Genomic DNA, 14,599 nt, shown 5'->3' on the forward strand with positions numbered 1-14,599 from the left:
CTCCCATGGAAATGCCGAGCGTGCGGACCTCGTTGCGAGATCCGGCCAACGAGGTGACGTACCACGTCGACGCGTACCGCCAGCTCACTCGCCAGGAACTGCTGATGGCAGTTGCGATGTACCAGCGGCAGGTGAAGAAGAAGCCGAAGAGAGGAACAGCCGTGACCATCAAATCTCTCATCGGCCTCGGTGAATGAGGCTTTGAGCCAGGCACTGAGCCCACCGGCTGGAAAGACGAACAGAGAGGGCGCGGCCCCTCTGAAAGACGGTCAGGATCTTGAAGCCGCCCCAGGAATCAGCCACGACGAACACCATGTCCTTGCTCATCCGGCGCTGCGCGCGCTTCTTCGCTTTCCTGATGCTGACCATCACAGCACCTCCAGCAGCCCATTCAGCGCGGCGATCGCCTCGCTGACTTCCTTGCGGATCTGGCTGCGATCGTTCGGGGAGATCGACCGCTTCTGCAGCGCCGCGTGCACTTGGCGATAGACGTCGCCCGACTCGGCGCCGATGTGCGCGAGCTGCAGGTGCACCGCGGCCACATCGACCTCGGTCTCGGACTCGGAAGCCGGCGAGTTGCTCTTGCGCAGGGGCGGCTCGTGGTCGAGCGCTGCAGCCGCCGAGTACAGCGGATCGAACCGGTCCGCGAAGGCCTGGATCGCGATGAACTCCGCCACCGTGACGTGGTGGGTGTCGCAGGTAGGGCTCACCTTCTTCTGCAGCGTGTGCGGGTTCATCTTCATCCGCACGGCCAGCGCCGGAATGCCGCCCGGGTAGTCGTGCGCGATGTGATAGATCGCGTCGTGCACGTCGGTGAGCACCGGCATGGCAGCTCCCGGGGTGCCGATCTCGGTCCCGATATCGGCGGTGACGAATGGTTTCTGCGGCGGGATAGTGCGGCTCATGGGCAGAGACTCGATCGAAGGGTGTCAGGGAGGGCGAGGCGAGGCCGGCGCGGATCAGGGGTGGTTCGCGCCGGCCGACATCGACCGGGCGAAGCGCAGGCAGGCCGCCTCGATATCCGCTGCATCGCGCTCGGAGCGGCGGGACACGGCCAGGAAGGCGAGCGGCAGCGGGGCGAAGGCCGCCCACCACAGCAGAGGGCTGAAGAGGAGGATCACAGGCGGGGCTCCCAGTTGCGGAAGGCGCCCGCCTTCACGTCGAAGCACGCGGCGCACGGCGCGTCGAGGTGATGGGTGTGTTCCTGCGCGCAGGTGGAGCAGTGCACCCGCACGCCCGGGGTACGCCCCCCGTTCAGGGGTGCAGGCACGGGCACGATATCGGCAGGATGAACTTGGGGAAGTTGCGCCTGCGGTGCGGTGGCGAGGGCTGCTTGCATTGGCGGATGGGGAGCTGGCAACGGGAGGGCTGAGGCGGCTAGGCGACGCGCCTCAGACCGGGAAGGGGCGGGAGCCCACGGTCATGGCAGGATTGAAGTCCCACCCACAACGCCACCAAGAAAGGGGCTCCCATGGAGCTGATGGACCGCGCATTGCAGCGCGAGATCCTGGAGAGGCTGGCCGCCGCATACCCCTCGCAGATGCAGCCCGAGGAATTGACCCTGGGCCTGGACTCCGAGGACCGGCGGTGGATCTTCAACGCGACGTACCTGCACGAGCACGGCCTCATCGACGCGAAATCCGTGAAATTTCTCAGCGGCCAGATGCGGGTGCATCTCGCGGCCATCACGGCTCGCGGGCTCGATTTCCTGCAAGACGACGGCGGCCTATCCGCCATGCTGGGCGTGGTCACGGTCCGGCTGGAAGCCGAGACTCTTCGCGCCTTGCTGGAAGCGAAAGTACAGGCCAGTGGCCTACCGCCGGAAGAGAAGGCGCGCATCACGACGGCCTTGCGGGATCTTGGCGGGGAGGCGTTGAAAGCAGCGACCACACGCCTCGTGGAGGCGGGTATGGATCACTGGCCGGAAGCACTCGCGTGGCTTCAAACACTGCGTGGTTGAGCGCAACGAACCGGAACTCGAACTGGAGCGCGATCTGCGCCTCGCCCACCTGAAGATGGAGCACTCCACCCTCCTTCGCTGCCTCAATCAACGCCGGGGGCACTGCCAGCCGCAGGCGGACGGTGTCGTCCTCCACGCGCTCCATATGGAGTTGCAGTCCGGGGAGCATCGGCACTGCTGCGAACGCAGGCAAGCCCTCACGATCTGCCAGGGCCTCCATGCTGCGCGCGATTGACCTTAGCGCGCGGCTGTCTTCTTCGAGAAACGTCATTGCAACCCTCCCCCTACGCCATCAACGCCGAGACAGACCGCTTTCTGCGGGGGATCGAATCACGCTGCATGGCAACTCTCCTGCACCAAGCCGACCGGGCCCTTGTCCTTGCGGTCGGTGGCGCGGCGCGCGCCCTTGCGGCGCTCGAAGGGGCCGTGGCGGCGGTCGCCGTGACGGCGCTCATAGGGCGAGGCAACTTCAGGAGCCCCCGCAGCACCAATCAACTCGGGCCAGATGTAGTGCCAGTCGTTGGGACGCAGGTGCCAGCGGCACAACTCCTTCTCACTCTCAAACTCAATGCGGACTGCTTCAGCAGGACTCATGGCTCCACGCCCCGTCATGCACTGATAGAGATAGTCCTTGTTGACGCCAACCTTGGCGGCAATCCGCGCTCGATCTTGGGCGGTGATATGGCTCATCCCCCGAAGTCTAGCTCACAGCTAGAGATAGTCAAGCCGGAGGCTAGATGGCAGCTCTAGCTATTTGCTTGAATCTAGCCATGACCGTGCAGGACAACTGGCTAGCCAACTTACGGGCGCTCGTGGACGAGCTGAGCGAAGGCGACGACAAGCGCGTCGGCTATCGCGCTGTTGCCTCTGCAAGTGGGCTCTCTGAGGAATACATCTATCAGCTCTATGAGGGCAAGCCGAAAGCAGATGGCAGCCCTCGGCATGTCGGCCCACGGGCCGCGAAGGCAATCGCAAGAGCTTTTGCCGAGGGACGTCCTCACGACTGGTTTGACCAAGCCGCCAGCACAGTAGCAACTCGTACGGATACGGCTCGCCCTGAGCCAACCCCGGCAACGCGCCCAGTCCTAAACGAAGAAGCTGCAGAGCTGACTTACGCAGGCCGGCCGTCTGTGTCGAAAAGAGTACGGGTAGTTGGAATGGCGAAGCTGGGAGACAACGGGTGGTACGAAGAGCTGTCCCTGGTCCCAGGGATGGGAGACGGCTACGTTGATGTTCCCACGCGAGATCCCGATGCCTATGCACTGCTAGTTCGTGGCGACAGCATGCATCCCGCTATTCGCGACGGCTGGCTAGTTGTAGTCGAGCCGAACTCCAGGCCAGCAGTCGGGGAATACGTAGCGATCAAGCTCCGAGACGGAAAGAAGATGGTCAAGGAGCTGCTTTACTACAGAAAGGACAGCGTGGCCCTCCTCAGCGTCAACGGTGAACGGCGAATTACCCTGGGAACCGATGAGATCGAGCTGATCCACGCTGTAGGCTTCATCCTCCCCCCTAGCAAATGGCGGCCTGACATCGAGTGAAGGCCGCCACCGCCTCCTCACCCCACCAGCCACTCTGCCCGCCCTGCGCGGGCTTTTTTCTGTGGCCAGCTAGAGAGTTCTAGCTAAAAACTTGACATCATCTAGCTTCAAGCTAGACTTCCGCCATCGCCTCCACCAAGGACCGATGATGGCAAGCCCCACCCACCCCGCATCCGAAGGCCAGCAGCAGCCGGCCCTCTCCCAGAAGCCGACCCACCACCTCAGCCACGACGTAGGCGGCCACGACGACAACTGGCACACCCATGTCCGCGTCGCCACGGGCGAAGGCGTCTCGGTTGAACCGGACCGGCTCGCAATGGTCTCCTTGACGACCGGCTGCGCGAGCCTGCAGACCTACCCCAGCGCCGAAGATCTGCGCGCCATCGCCGCCGGCCTGCTGGCCGCCGCCGATGCCCTCGAAGGCACGATCCTCCTGCTCAAAGCCGCTGACGCCGCCGAGGCCGCAGCCGCTCAGCCCACCGTGAAGGAGGCCTGAGCGATGGCAACCGTCACCAGCCCCCTGTCGCACCCGCTGCACCGCTTCGCCCCTCAGGGCCTGAGCTACTGGCGAGTGCTCCACACCAACGAGCAGACCCTCGAGCGCACCGAGTGCCGGGTGTGGGCCCGCTCCAGCAAGGCCGCCGCCGATATCGCCGAGCGAGATCTCGGCCGCGGCCCCGCCTCGACGATCAACCTGAGCGCACGCCAGGCGCGCGCCGCCCTGAGCAGCTGAGCGACGTCATGCGCGAGCTGCCCACCCCTACCCGCCTCGAGCTGCAGCAGCCCTGCCGCCGCTATGACGCCTCGGCGCGCGCCTGCGTGGTGTTCGCCGTGGCCTACGTGACGGCGATCGCCTGCTACGCCGCCTGGGTGCTGTGGCAATGACCGCCCTCCTCGCCCACCAGGCCGCCGCTCGGAAGGTGTCCTACCGCGCCTGCGAGCTGTGCGACTTCGGTACCACGCGCAACGGGGTGCGGCACTGCCGCTGTGCCCGCGCGCTCTCGACAGCCGGCGAGCACCCGGTCGCGCCCGAGAGAGCGCTGCCGGTGGCCATCGTGCGCGCCCCCGACGGATCGTGCGGGCCCGACGCGCGGCACATGCGCGCGCCGTTCCTCGACGCCTGATCCCCTTCCCAATGCCTCTCACCAACCGTCACGCCATGCATGCTCAACCCCTCCTCCTCGGCCTGATCGGCTTCGCCGGCTGCGGCAAGTCGACCGCGGCCCGCTACCTCGAAGACCAGCACGGCTTCGAGCAGCTCGGCCTCGCCGACCCGATCCGCAACATGCTCTGCGCCCTGCTCGACGCAGCCGGCGCAGGCGGCGAATGGATGACCGAGCGCGCGCTCAAGGAGCTGCCGGTCCCCACGATCGGAGTCAGCTACCGCCACCTCGCGCAGACCCTCGGCACCGAGTGGGGCCGCGCCATCAGCCCCGACTTCTGGCTGCGCATCGGCACCGGCAAGCTGCTGCAGGCCAAGGAGCTCGGCATCGACCTGGTGCTGTCCGACATCCGCTTCCCCAACGAGGCCGCCTGGATCAAGGCCCACGGCGGGGTGCTCGTGCGCATCTCGCGCCCCGGCCTGCCCAGCGTGCGTGATCACGAGAGCGAGCGGCACTCGTCGACGCTGCCGGCCGACCACGAGATCGACAACCGCGGCTCGATGGCCTGCCTGCGCGATCAGCTCGACAGCCTGATCCATGAGCTGCGCGTGCAGCAGCTCGCTCGCAACGCCGCCTGAGAGGCAGCCATGCTCGACGACACGCTCCGCACGGCCGACCTGAGCGACGCTGCGCCGGCCCATTTCGTGCGCCCCACCCCGGGCTACCACTGGATGACGTGGGAAGAAGCCATCCTGAGGAAGCATTACCCGGACCGCGCCACCGGCCCCGCCCATTGCGCCGAGCTGCTCCCGCACCGCGCGCTGAGCAGCATCTACGCCAAGGCACGCACCCTCGGGCTGAGCGCCCCGCACCAGGGCTCGGCCGGCAAGCAGTTCGCTCGCACCTGGGAGCGCACCGAGGCGATCGATGCAGCGCTGCGCGCGCACTACGCCAGCAGCACCGGACGACGCGGCGGCATGGCAGCACTGGCAGCAAGCACCGGGCGGCCCCGCGGGTGGCTCCAGCACCGCGCGGCCGAGCTCGGGCTCACCCGCTCGAACCCGATGCTGCTGAACAACCCCTGGAGCGCCAAGGAACTTGAGCTGCTGGAAAAAGTGGCTCACCTGTCGCTGAAGGTGATCGTCTCGAAGCTGAAGGCCGCGGGCTTCACGCGCACCCAGGGCGCCGTGATGGGCCAGATCAAGCGCCGCAAGCTCGACCGCGACGACCCGGACCGTTTCACCACGGTCTCGCTGTCCCAGGCGCTGGGCGTGTGCGAGAAGACGGTGGCGCGCTGGATCGACCAGCACGGCCTGCCTGCCGAGCGCGAGGGCGCCGCGCAAGTGCGCCGCGTGCATCGCAAGAAGCTGCGCGCATGGATCGCGAAGAACCTGGCCGCGATCGACCTGCGCCGCGTCGACCAAGCGTGGTTCATGGATCTCGTCTTCGGAGGCTGACCATGCCCGCACTGCTAACCGTTGAACAGATTCGCACGATCCGCCTCGCTCACACCAGCACGCTCGACGCGCTGCACTCGGGAGAAGCCTCCGACGCCACCCTGTGGGACTGGGTCGAGTCCGGCCTGACCTGGTCGCGCACCTCGCAGCTGCTCGGCGAGGGCGAGCCCGAGATGGACGCCCAGCTCGAGCTGATGCTGTCGGTGCTGGAGCGCTACGGCCGCACCGGTCGCATCACGCTCGAGGGCGGCGAGTACGAGGCGGCGCGCCGCGGGGTGATGGTGATGGACATGCTGGCCGACCGGACCACGGATGTGGTCGCGAGCGAAGCCGCCATGTGGTCCAACGCCCAGCTCGAGGCCGTGAAGGCGCGCGTGCAGCGGCCGCGCGCGGCGGCCGCGCCCGGGTCTGCGCTGCAAGTCCGAGCGGAGCAGGAGCGCCACGCATGAACGCCCCCGCCCTCCTCTTCTCGCCCGGCTCGCTGCAGAAGCGCGAGCTCTACCGCGCCCAGGCCCGCGTGCCGGCCTCGTCGGCCGGGCCGGACCTCTTCGTCAGCGTCTCGGCCACGAGCCAGCGCGTGCGCCTCGATCACGACACCGTCGCCGCGGCGATCAAGCTCGACCTGAGCCTGGAGCAGGCCCGCGCGATCGGCGCCGAGCTGCTGCGCGCCGTCGACGCCACCCAGCCGCCCGAGCCGGCCCCTGCGGCCGACAGCAAGGCCACGGGCACCGGCGAGCTCCTCGCCACGCTGCGCCAAGTGCTGAGCATCGCCCACGCCCGGATCGACCTGACCCGCCTCAACGACGACGAGCGGCAGGCGTGGCGGAACGCGCGCCGCACAGCCAGCCACGGCGCCGACACCGCCCCCACGACGACCACAACGACCTGAGTCCATGCCAACCGCAACGATCACCCTCACCGACCAGGGCGACGAGATCCACGTCCGCCTGTCCTTCGACCCCAGCTGCCAGGACGACAGTCCCGCTCACGGCCTGGCGCTCCAGTGCCTGATGCTCATCAACGAGAAGCTCGGCGGCGAGACCGCCAGCGCGGAGGGCTGAGCCATGGGCCTCGTCAAGAAGGAAGACGTGCGGAAGGCCCTGAAGGCCGCCCGGGATCGCAACTTCGAGCTGAGCGAGCCGGAGATCCGCGCGCACATCGCACAGTCGCTCTCGCTGCCCGTGGAGGCGGTGGACGAGGTGGCCGAGGAGCGGGAGGCCTGCCATGGCTGAGAACTCCGGCATCGAGTGGACCGACCACACCTTCAATCCGTGGATCGGCTGCACCAAGGTCTCGCCTGCCTGCGACCACTGCTACGCGGAGGCGCTGGTGCAGCGCTTCGGGGGTGACTTCACGCAGCGCCGCCTCACCTCCGCAGCGAACTGGCGACTGCCGCTGAAGTGGGAGCGCCATGCGCGTGCCGCCGAGGCAGGCTGGAAGGCGGGCGTCGAGCTGCACGGCAGCGAGGAGGCCTGCATTGCCGCCGGCTTCTCCAAGCCGCGCCGGCCGCGCGTGTTCTGCGCCTCGCTCGCCGACGTGTTCGACAACCAAGCTCCAGCCGAGTGGCGGTCGGACCTGTTCCGGCTGATCCTCGACACGCCGCACCTCGACTGGCTGCTGCTCACGAAACGGATCGGCAACGTCGCGCCGATGCTGCGCGAGATTGCCGGTGACCTGCACCTGCTTGCCGACCCCGCTTGGACCGGCCAGCTCCCGCAGAACGTCTGGATCGGCGCCACGGTCACCTGCCAGGCCGAGGCCGACCGCGACATCCCGAAGCTGCTGGCCGTGCCGGCGGCGCGCCGGTTCCTGAGCATGGAGCCGCTGCTCGGGCCGGTGGATCTGAAGGACGTGCTGATGCCTGAAAGCGGGCACGGCCACCATGAATTCAGCCCGATCATCACGGGCAATGCCCTCAAGCGGGCCAACCCGCTGAACCCAAGAATCGACTGGGTGATCGTTGGCGGCGAGAGCGGCCCGAAGGCCCGGCCGATGCATCCCGCCTGGGTGCGCTCGCTGCGCGACCAGTGCACTGCGGCCGGCGTGCCGTTCCTGTTCAAGCAGCACGGCGAGTGGCTTGCGACCGCCTTCTGCACTGACGAGCAGGCCGAGATGCCGCACCGCGGGCTGGCCTACGTCCGACGTGACGGCACGACCCACGACGGCGCTGGCGGCGTGGATTTCTTCGGCGGCGACGAGGAGACCACGCGCGTCGGCAAGAAAGCCGCCGGCCGGCTGCTCGACGGCGTGACGCACGACGGCTTCCCGGGAGGTGCAGCGTGACCACCGAGACCATCACCTGGCACCCGGTGGCCGAGCAGATGCCGGACGGCGACACGACGGTGCTGATGGCCCTGGAGGGCGACGACGAGCCCACGTGGCCCGGCTTCTACGCCGGGGGCGGCTGGTACTACGTCAGTGGCGGGCGCGTCGCCGGCCACGTCACGGACTGGGCAGACATGCCGGGAGGGCCGAAGAGATGACGCATGAACTCGGCCTCCTCTGGACAGACTCAGCTCTGCGTCGGCCCCGGAACCCTCAAAGGCGGCTCGGGGCGCCCGTGATAGAGGCTCCACGCCCCGGCGAAACGGGCCTTTGTGACGTTGTTGCGCCACCATGTGCCGCAGTCTTGGCAGATATGGATTTCGTTGACGCACAGCTCGCGCACGTCTTCCCCTCCATGCGCAAAGAGCAAGCGCAGCCTCTCATGTCCTTTGACCTCCGGAGCCTCTCGAGCCATCACATCACAGGCTGCGCATATCACCATCTAACTTCATCCTCTTTTATTCGAGGCGGGAGTATCGGGAGATCCGACTTGATGCACCAGCGCTGTGCCAGTTTGGATTTAGGCACAGCGGAGGTTGCTGCATGAAGGCGATCGACCTCTTCGCCGGGGCCGGCGGCTTCAGCACCGGCGCACGCCTTGCCGGCGCGCAGGTGGTGTGGGCTGCCAACCACTGGCCCACCGCGGTGCAGTGGCACTCGGCCAACCACCCGGAGACCGCGCACGCCTGCCAAGACCTGCAGCAGGCCGACTTCCGGGACGCGCCGGCTCACGATGTGCTGTTGGCCTCCCCGGCCTGCCAAGGCCACAGCCGGGCCCGCGGCGCCGAGCGGCCGCACCATGACGCGCTGCGCTCGACCGCCTGGGCCGTGGTGACCTGCGCGGCGGTGCATCGGCCCGCCGCCGCGCTGGTCGAGAACGTGCCTGAGTTCGCACAGTGGGCGCTATACCCCGCCTGGTGCGCTGTGATGCACGCGCTCGGCTACGCCCTGCAGCCGATCGTCGTCGACGCGGCCGACCACGGCGTGCCGCAGCACCGGCGCCGGCTCTTCATCGTCGCCACGCGCTCCCAGCACCCGATCGAGCTGCGCCTGCCGCGGCGCGAGCACGTGGGCGCAGCGCGCGTCATCGACTTCCAAGCCGGCAAGTGGACGCCCGTGCACCGCCCCGGCCGCTCTGCAAGGACGCTCGAGCGGATCCAGCGCGGCCGGGCGCAGCACGGTGAGCGCTTCGTCGCGCCGTACTACGGCAGCGGCTCCGGCCTCACCGGCCGCTGCCTGAGCCGGCCACTCGGCACCGTGACGACGCGCGACCGCTGGGCGGTAGTCGATGGCGAGCGCATGCGCATGCTGAGGGCCGACGAGTGCCGGGCGGCGATGGGCTTTCCGGAGGGCTACCGGCTGCCTACGCAGCACCGCGAAGCCGTGCACCTGCTGGGCAACGCCGTGTGCCCGCCGGTCGCAGCCGATCTGATCACCGCATTGAAGGAAGCCGCATGAGCCGCCGAGCCAGACAACGAGCGGACTCCCGCCCCTGGGAACGGGATGCCGACCTCGATCCCGGCCTGCTGGCCGCCTTGGACCACCTCGCCACCGAACGGCGCCTACCGGAGCACCACCAGGTCGAGCAGGAGCAGATCTCGCGCCCCCACCTCGCCGGCAACCAGAACCACCAGAGCCACCAGCAATGAACACCACGACCCAAGTCCTCAGCACCATCGCCGAGTCACTGCGGCGTGCCGGAGCGACCCTGCCGGCGCCCGAGTCCGACGGCACGGTCGAGACCGCAATCAAGACCGGCCTGTCCATCGCCCTGTGCGTCGTCGAGCAAGAGGCGCGGCGCGCCATGGCGCAATCAGCTTCCCTCCCGCGCCTGAAGAGCTGCGATGGAGAAGGAGGCCCCCATGACTAACACTGCCCGGCCCGACACCATCACCACCGAGGAGTGCGCCGAGCTGCTGCACTGCTCGGCCGACCAGGTCGAGGAGCTTGCTCGTGCAGGCGACATCCCCGGATTAAAACTAGGCCGCTCGTGGCTGTTCGTGCGGGCCGACCTGCTGGACTACCTAGCCGAGAAAGCTCGTGCAGAAGCCGCTGAGCGGCGTGCCAAACGCGAACAGCCTGCCCCTGCCGTGACCTTGCTGCAGCGCATGCCGAAGGCATCCCGCCGCCGCACACCCCCAGCCCTGCCGGCAGTCGTTGCACAAGCCTGAAAAACATGGTCGAGCTGCGCCTAACGCTCCCTCGAACCCACGCCTGCGACGAGTTGGCAGACAGGGCCGCGGGCTGACCCCCGATAACGCCCGCTTTCTGAGACTAGAACCGAACACACCCCAGGGGAAACGAGATGGAACTGACCCGCGAAGAACTGAGCCTGCTGCTGTTTCTCGAGACAAATCCCTGATACGCAACGAAGGAAACCAGATGATCTCCTCCACTGAAGCCGAGGCCCTTGCCAAGCAGCACATCCAGGCCTACGTCAACGCCTGTGGCTGCAACACTGTCGAGGACGTGGGCAACGTGCTGATGAAGCTCGTGAGCCTTGCCGGTATCACGATGTGCGCCACCGTTGGGCAGGCTGATGCCGTAGCACGCCTGGAAGGCACCACCCGCCATATCGCCAACCGGCAGTTCTCCACCTGGCGGATGGAGCGGGCGAACTGATTGCCCATGCAGCGCCTCTCGTAGAGCTTTCGCCTGCCCCCAACAACCAGGCAAGTACCGGCGGATCGCGAACATGAAAAAGGGGTAGCTCACGCTACCCCTCGACACCCCCCCGAAAGGAGGACATCTCCCAAAGAACAAGCGGGCCTTTAGCGCTTCTTGTTCGACTGCGACACAGCGCTCCCCGCCAACGTCTTCGTGGCCGCGCTGTACTTGCTGCTGTTCAGCACCCGGGACGCCAAGTCCTCGACGCGCGAGCCCGTCTGGTTGGAGCTTCCTGTCTGACTCAAAACGGACGCTGCGAGCGTCTTGGCGGTGGACGAACTCCCCTTGTTACGCAAGGTATCAGAGGCGAGGGAGGCGACCTTGGGAGAGGTCTGTTTGGTGTTGTCAGCCATGGTTAGGCCCTTTCATTTTTGAAGGTCCTCGCCCTCAAAAACCGACGCCCAGCTAGAATCTCAGGTCGCAACGTGGTCCTGCTAGGGCCGTCCCCACGGGCGAGAGATCGCTGGGGCGCACGAGGGTCAGGATGGCAGTCCTGACCCTTTTGCGTTTCTGGCGTCCCCAGTGCACCAAGGGTTGACGAACTTGCAAATTCGCACACAATGAAGGTTGACGAAACACTTCATTTGCACAAACCATGAGCTTGCCCCTTCCCTCTCACTTCTTCCCTGAGCTGACTGACGAGCGCTTGTCAAGCGTGGCGCGCTGGCTGCTGGAAGAGCTGCATGCGACTGATCTGGACCTCGCCCGCTACACCGACACCCGCTACACCAGGGGCACTACGACGTTCGGTAGGCAGTGGTCACGCCTAGTTTTGGAAAAGAAATCCGGGAAACACCATTGGTTCTCTAGCACCCATGAGGGCAACGATATTGTTATTACTGTGGGTGGAGTACCGTGCAGATTTAGCAATGACAATGCAGCGCGCCCTACTAAAAAGGCCGCCGTTACTGCAAACCGATACCAAGAGTCCTTTCTTGAACTTGGCGAACCTGGCGAGCCGCGCCGTTTTTGCTTCATTGTTGATCGTGGCCCTCATGAAGACGCGGAGCCACGCGTTGAACTTCTTGGCTTTGACGTCAACAACCAAATAGTTTGCCGCTGGGCGTCCACTGCTGTCCGCGTCCTCAAGACAATTTCCACCCATATTGCACAACCTGTCGATATTTCCAAGCCTATCATTGTGCCCAAGCGGCGCGACGAAGATGGCGAAGCAGCAGAAACTGGAGCATGAGCGAATTTATTGGAACGAACCTGCGTCTGGCCCGACTTTTTCATGGCCTATCTCTGGCCGATTTGGGCGAGCGCTTAGGATGTTCAAAACAATTCTTGAGCCGACTTGAAGCCGGAGGAGAGCCAGTATCTTCGCCGCTTGAGCAGTCAATGGCAGAGGAACTACAGGTTCTTCCTGAGTTCTTCTACCATATTGATCCGATGCCGATTTCAGAAGAGCAGTGCCATTTTCGCAAGCAACTGACAACCAAGGTTTCACTGCGTCAGGAGGCACGAGCACGCGGGGAAATGCTGAAGCGTCTAGTTTGCGTACTAGAAAGCCACCTAGAACTACCCCCTTACTCAATTGATTCGGCCGAGCCCACGTCAGCAGAAGCCATCGAGCGAGCAGCCGAAAGCTGCAGAGTTAAATGGGGCCTCGGGATGGGTCCAATAGCGAACGTGACCCGCGTTTCCGAAAAGGTTGGCGCGGTCGTCATGCACGTTAGCGGACTAGCCAACGAAGTTGATGCCATTTCCTTTGCAACACGCCGCCCAGTAATTGCGCTCAACAGTTCAGGCAGGTCAGTTTGCCGGAGTCGCTTTGGCATCGCCCATGAGCTAGGACATTTAGCATTGCATACCGGGGTACTTACAGGCGACAAATACACTGAAAACGAAGCCAACCGCTTCGCCAGTGCCTTTTTGCTCCCCAGATCCTCATTCTCCTTCGAGTGCAAAATTGCACTCCGCGGCTCAAGACTAAATTGGAATGGACTTTCAGAGCTAAAAATGCGCTGGGGAGTTTCAAAGGCAGCCATCCTGTACCGTGGCCGCCAACTCGATATATTTTCCGAAGACCAAGTCAGGGCCGGCTACATCGGCCTTAGCAGACACGGAGAAGCTATTCAGGAAACAGAGGATCACTTGATCCCACCTGAAAAACCAGAGGTTATACAAGACGGGCTCAAAGTAATGAACGAACACCTTGGGATGCCTGAGGCCGCGATCGCACGCGCCATGTACGTGCAACCCAAGTTTCTACATGAACTACTTAATTGCTCGCCTACCCTCAAGACAACTAACGTTATAAATCTCTTTGAGCGCCAACCAATAGCGTCTTAGCTGCGATAGCCAGTCGTCGAGCGCTTGTCAACGAGAAAAATTAGTTGCATGGCCCGCCTATTTGGCGGGCTTTTTATTTGAGCCCCATTCGTAAGCTCCCTCTGCGTCCATCGCTTTTTGGCGATTAGCCATCCTTGACGTTCACCCACATCCGCTGCGCCAGATCGGCGCCGCGGAACGAGGCATACCGGTGCGCCATCGTTGAGTTCGGGGCCCACCCCATGATCCGGTTGATCTCCTCAAGGCGCCACATCCAGCCGCCCGACGCATCGCGCATCTCCAGCCACCGGCATGTCGCCTCATGCCGCAAATCGTGCTCGTGCAGGTTTTCGCAGCCCGCGTACTCAAACGCGACGCGGAAGCGATCCGAGAGCCGCTGTGTGCACTTCTTGAGCGTCATGTCCGGCTCCTCCTCAAGGAACGGGAACAGGTAGGCGGCGGGGAGCATCGCGCGCGTGCTCAAGTACTCGCGCAGGACCGCATAGAGCTCAGGGCGGATTGGCACGTCGCGAAATGCCACGCGGCCGCGCCACTGCTTGCTGCACTGGGCCCGGATCACCTTGGCATCAAGATCCACCTGTCCACGCCGCAGCGAGTAGGCCTCGCGCAGCCGAAGTCCGGTCGACACGATAAGGCGGAACAGCGTCAGCAGCGCATTGCCGCCCTCGAGGAGCAGCGCGCGAGGCTTGCCGGGGAACACTTCGCCTGACAGCGCGCGCACGATGCGCTCCTCCTCGCCTGGATGCAACCGCCGATCCCGCGACACGTCGCGCCGCACTTCCTTGCCGGCTGCCTCCACCAGCTTGCGATCGACGTCGGTGTAGCTGCTGTAGCCCTTGGGCAGCAGGCGCACCGCGTTCTGCAACTTCACATCCGGATTCGTGCGCAGGAACTCGTCGATTGCGCGTCCAAGCGCTTGGACGCGGTGGCGGATGCTGTTGGGAGCCAGGTTGTTCTCGACCTTCAGTCTTCGCACATAGCCCGATACCCACTGGTAGTCGGCGTCGACCAGACGCACGGAACCGACCTCCCGCATCAGCGAGCCGATGGTGATCTGCTGGGTCGGCGCCGGGATGCCGCTGTTCGCATAGAGCCGCAGCACGTAGCCAAGGGTGCGCCCGTCGTTGCGGGTGGGCTCGGTCAGCAGCTCGGTCGGCGGCGGCAGGCCCGCCATCTTCATCAGCTTCCACTGACCTGATTCGTCACGAAGCTCAGCTTGGCTCATCCTGTGAGACTGTCGACCATTACGCT

30 protein-coding genes are annotated in these 14,599 nt (G+C 65.3%); 23 read left to right on the plus strand and 7 right to left on the minus strand.

Annotated elements, in window-relative coordinates:
* Positions 1–5 precede the first annotated feature (5 nt).
* Positions 6–197 (plus strand): hypothetical protein, encoded by a 192-nt coding sequence (locus tag D3A59_RS21875; protein ID WP_119157444.1) that lies wholly within the window; start codon positions 6–8, stop codon positions 195–197.
* On the opposite strand, the gene D3A59_RS21880 is transcribed toward D3A59_RS21875, so the two are convergent.
* Genes D3A59_RS21880 through D3A59_RS25595 form a run of 4 tightly spaced genes read right to left on the minus strand, consistent with a single transcriptional unit; the run spans position 178 to position 1,270 of the window.
* Positions 178–369 (minus strand): hypothetical protein, encoded by a 192-nt coding sequence (locus tag D3A59_RS21880; protein ID WP_119157445.1) that lies wholly within the window; start codon positions 367–369, stop codon positions 178–180. The two genes, D3A59_RS21875 and D3A59_RS21880, sit on opposite strands and share 20 nt — an antisense overlap.
* Positions 369–905 (minus strand): phage regulatory CII family protein, encoded by a 537-nt coding sequence (locus D3A59_RS21885; protein WP_157991632.1) that lies wholly within the window; start codon positions 903–905, stop codon positions 369–371. Before D3A59_RS21885 ends, D3A59_RS21880 begins: the two co-directional genes overlap by 1 nt.
* Before the next feature lie 54 nt (positions 906–959).
* Positions 960–1,121, minus strand: a complete 162-nt coding sequence (locus D3A59_RS25590; RefSeq protein ID WP_157991633.1) for a hypothetical protein — start codon at positions 1,119–1,121, stop codon at positions 960–962.
* Positions 1,118–1,270: a hypothetical protein gene (locus D3A59_RS25595; protein WP_157991634.1), complete on the minus strand. Its 153-nt coding sequence runs from the start codon at positions 1,268–1,270 to the stop codon at positions 1,118–1,120. Before D3A59_RS25595 ends, D3A59_RS25590 begins: the two co-directional genes overlap by 4 nt.
* A gap of 201 nt (positions 1,271–1,471) precedes the next feature.
* Here D3A59_RS25595 and D3A59_RS21890 point away from each other — a divergent pair, with 201 nt between their 5' ends.
* Complete coding sequence (locus D3A59_RS21890) at positions 1,472–1,960, plus strand: hypothetical protein (protein WP_119157447.1); 489 nt, start codon at positions 1,472–1,474, stop codon at positions 1,958–1,960.
* A complete protein-coding gene (locus D3A59_RS21895) occupies positions 1,953–2,195 on the plus strand; it encodes a hypothetical protein (RefSeq protein ID WP_119157448.1) in 243 nt (80 codons plus the stop codon). Before D3A59_RS21890 ends, D3A59_RS21895 begins: the two co-directional genes overlap by 8 nt.
* 95 nt (positions 2,196–2,290) lie before the next feature.
* Here D3A59_RS21895 and D3A59_RS25600 read toward each other — a convergent pair whose 3' ends face one another.
* Positions 2,291–2,650, minus strand: coding sequence for a hypothetical protein (locus D3A59_RS25600; protein WP_157991635.1), 360 nt, complete (start codon positions 2,648–2,650; stop codon positions 2,291–2,293).
* Positions 2,651–2,730: 80 nt separating this feature from the next.
* On the opposite strand from D3A59_RS25600, the gene D3A59_RS21905 reads away from it, so the two are divergent.
* The 18 genes from D3A59_RS21905 to D3A59_RS21970 all read left to right on the plus strand — a co-directional run bounded on the left by D3A59_RS21905 (position 2,731) and on the right by D3A59_RS21970 (position 11,008).
* Entirely contained in the window at positions 2,731–3,501 is a 771-nt protein-coding gene (locus D3A59_RS21905) for a S24 family peptidase (protein WP_157991636.1), read from the plus strand.
* Between the two features lie 145 nt (positions 3,502–3,646).
* Positions 3,647–3,997, plus strand: a complete 351-nt coding sequence (locus tag D3A59_RS21910; RefSeq protein WP_119157451.1) for a hypothetical protein — start codon at positions 3,647–3,649, stop codon at positions 3,995–3,997.
* A gap of 3 nt (positions 3,998–4,000) precedes the next feature.
* Positions 4,001–4,234: a hypothetical protein gene (locus D3A59_RS21915; protein WP_119157452.1), complete on the plus strand. Its 234-nt coding sequence runs from the start codon at positions 4,001–4,003 to the stop codon at positions 4,232–4,234.
* 8 nt (positions 4,235–4,242) lie between these two features.
* Complete coding sequence (locus tag D3A59_RS25605) at positions 4,243–4,386, plus strand: hypothetical protein (protein ID WP_157991638.1); 144 nt, start codon at positions 4,243–4,245, stop codon at positions 4,384–4,386.
* Positions 4,383–4,625, plus strand: coding sequence for a hypothetical protein (locus D3A59_RS21920; RefSeq protein ID WP_119157453.1), 243 nt, complete (start codon positions 4,383–4,385; stop codon positions 4,623–4,625). Before D3A59_RS25605 ends, D3A59_RS21920 begins: the two co-directional genes overlap by 4 nt.
* Positions 4,626–4,660: 35 nt before the next feature.
* Complete coding sequence (locus tag D3A59_RS21925; protein WP_119157454.1) at positions 4,661–5,242, plus strand: deoxynucleotide monophosphate kinase family protein; 582 nt, start codon at positions 4,661–4,663, stop codon at positions 5,240–5,242.
* Positions 5,243–5,251: 9 nt separating this feature from the next.
* Positions 5,252–6,061, plus strand: coding sequence for a helix-turn-helix domain-containing protein (locus D3A59_RS21930; protein WP_119157455.1), 810 nt, complete (start codon positions 5,252–5,254; stop codon positions 6,059–6,061).
* 2 nt (positions 6,062–6,063) lie between these two features.
* Positions 6,064–6,510 (plus strand): hypothetical protein, encoded by a 447-nt coding sequence (locus D3A59_RS21935; protein ID WP_119157456.1) that lies wholly within the window; start codon positions 6,064–6,066, stop codon positions 6,508–6,510.
* Positions 6,507–6,950: a hypothetical protein gene (locus D3A59_RS21940; protein ID WP_119157457.1), complete on the plus strand. Its 444-nt coding sequence runs from the start codon at positions 6,507–6,509 to the stop codon at positions 6,948–6,950. The genes D3A59_RS21935 and D3A59_RS21940 overlap by 4 nt, the downstream gene beginning before the upstream one ends.
* A gap of 4 nt (positions 6,951–6,954) precedes the next feature.
* Positions 6,955–7,122, plus strand: a complete 168-nt coding sequence (locus tag D3A59_RS25610) for a hypothetical protein (RefSeq protein WP_157991639.1) — start codon at positions 6,955–6,957, stop codon at positions 7,120–7,122.
* A 3-nt stretch (positions 7,123–7,125) separates the two neighbouring features.
* Positions 7,126–7,293 carry a hypothetical protein gene (locus D3A59_RS25615; RefSeq protein ID WP_157991640.1) on the plus strand — a complete coding sequence of 56 codons (168 nt, stop codon included), beginning with the start codon at positions 7,126–7,128 and terminating at the stop codon, positions 7,291–7,293.
* Positions 7,286–8,344, plus strand: a complete 1,059-nt coding sequence (locus tag D3A59_RS21945) for a phage Gp37/Gp68 family protein (protein ID WP_119157458.1) — start codon at positions 7,286–7,288, stop codon at positions 8,342–8,344. Before D3A59_RS25615 ends, D3A59_RS21945 begins: the two co-directional genes overlap by 8 nt.
* Positions 8,341–8,544, plus strand: coding sequence for a hypothetical protein (locus D3A59_RS21950; RefSeq protein ID WP_119157459.1), 204 nt, complete (start codon positions 8,341–8,343; stop codon positions 8,542–8,544). Before D3A59_RS21945 ends, D3A59_RS21950 begins: the two co-directional genes overlap by 4 nt.
* Before the next feature lie 385 nt (positions 8,545–8,929).
* Positions 8,930–9,844 (plus strand): DNA cytosine methyltransferase, encoded by a 915-nt coding sequence (locus D3A59_RS21955; RefSeq protein WP_119157460.1) that lies wholly within the window; start codon positions 8,930–8,932, stop codon positions 9,842–9,844.
* Positions 9,841–10,035: a hypothetical protein gene (locus tag D3A59_RS21960; protein ID WP_119157461.1), complete on the plus strand. Its 195-nt coding sequence runs from the start codon at positions 9,841–9,843 to the stop codon at positions 10,033–10,035. The genes D3A59_RS21955 and D3A59_RS21960 overlap by 4 nt, the downstream gene beginning before the upstream one ends.
* Complete coding sequence (locus D3A59_RS25620; RefSeq protein ID WP_157991641.1) at positions 10,032–10,256, plus strand: hypothetical protein; 225 nt, start codon at positions 10,032–10,034, stop codon at positions 10,254–10,256. The genes D3A59_RS21960 and D3A59_RS25620 overlap by 4 nt, the downstream gene beginning before the upstream one ends.
* Positions 10,249–10,557 (plus strand): helix-turn-helix domain-containing protein, encoded by a 309-nt coding sequence (locus D3A59_RS21965; RefSeq protein ID WP_119157468.1) that lies wholly within the window; start codon positions 10,249–10,251, stop codon positions 10,555–10,557. Before D3A59_RS25620 ends, D3A59_RS21965 begins: the two co-directional genes overlap by 8 nt.
* A gap of 211 nt (positions 10,558–10,768) precedes the next feature.
* Positions 10,769–11,008 (plus strand): hypothetical protein, encoded by a 240-nt coding sequence (locus D3A59_RS21970; RefSeq protein WP_119157462.1) that lies wholly within the window; start codon positions 10,769–10,771, stop codon positions 11,006–11,008.
* Positions 11,009–11,157: 149 nt separating this feature from the next.
* On the opposite strand, the gene D3A59_RS21975 is transcribed toward D3A59_RS21970, so the two are convergent.
* Entirely contained in the window at positions 11,158–11,406 is a 249-nt protein-coding gene (locus D3A59_RS21975) for a hypothetical protein (RefSeq protein WP_119157463.1), read from the minus strand.
* Positions 11,407–11,648: 242 nt separating this feature from the next.
* On the opposite strand from D3A59_RS21975, the gene D3A59_RS25625 reads away from it, so the two are divergent.
* The gene (locus D3A59_RS25625; protein ID WP_157991642.1) at positions 11,649–12,245 is read left to right on the plus strand and encodes a hypothetical protein; all 597 of its coding nucleotides are present in this window, start codon (positions 11,649–11,651) and stop codon (positions 12,243–12,245) included.
* A complete protein-coding gene (locus D3A59_RS21980) occupies positions 12,242–13,348 on the plus strand; it encodes a helix-turn-helix domain-containing protein (protein ID WP_119157464.1) in 1,107 nt (368 codons plus the stop codon). Before D3A59_RS25625 ends, D3A59_RS21980 begins: the two co-directional genes overlap by 4 nt.
* Positions 13,349–13,472: 124 nt before the next feature.
* Here the strand turns inward: D3A59_RS21980 and D3A59_RS21985 are convergent.
* On the minus strand, positions 13,473–14,599 hold a 1,127-nt coding region (locus D3A59_RS21985), incomplete at its 5' end, for a tyrosine-type recombinase/integrase (RefSeq protein WP_205665250.1).

This window comes from Caldimonas tepidiphila (assembly GCF_003569765.1).
GTDB lineage: Bacteria > Pseudomonadota > Gammaproteobacteria > Burkholderiales > Burkholderiaceae_C > Caldimonas > Caldimonas tepidiphila.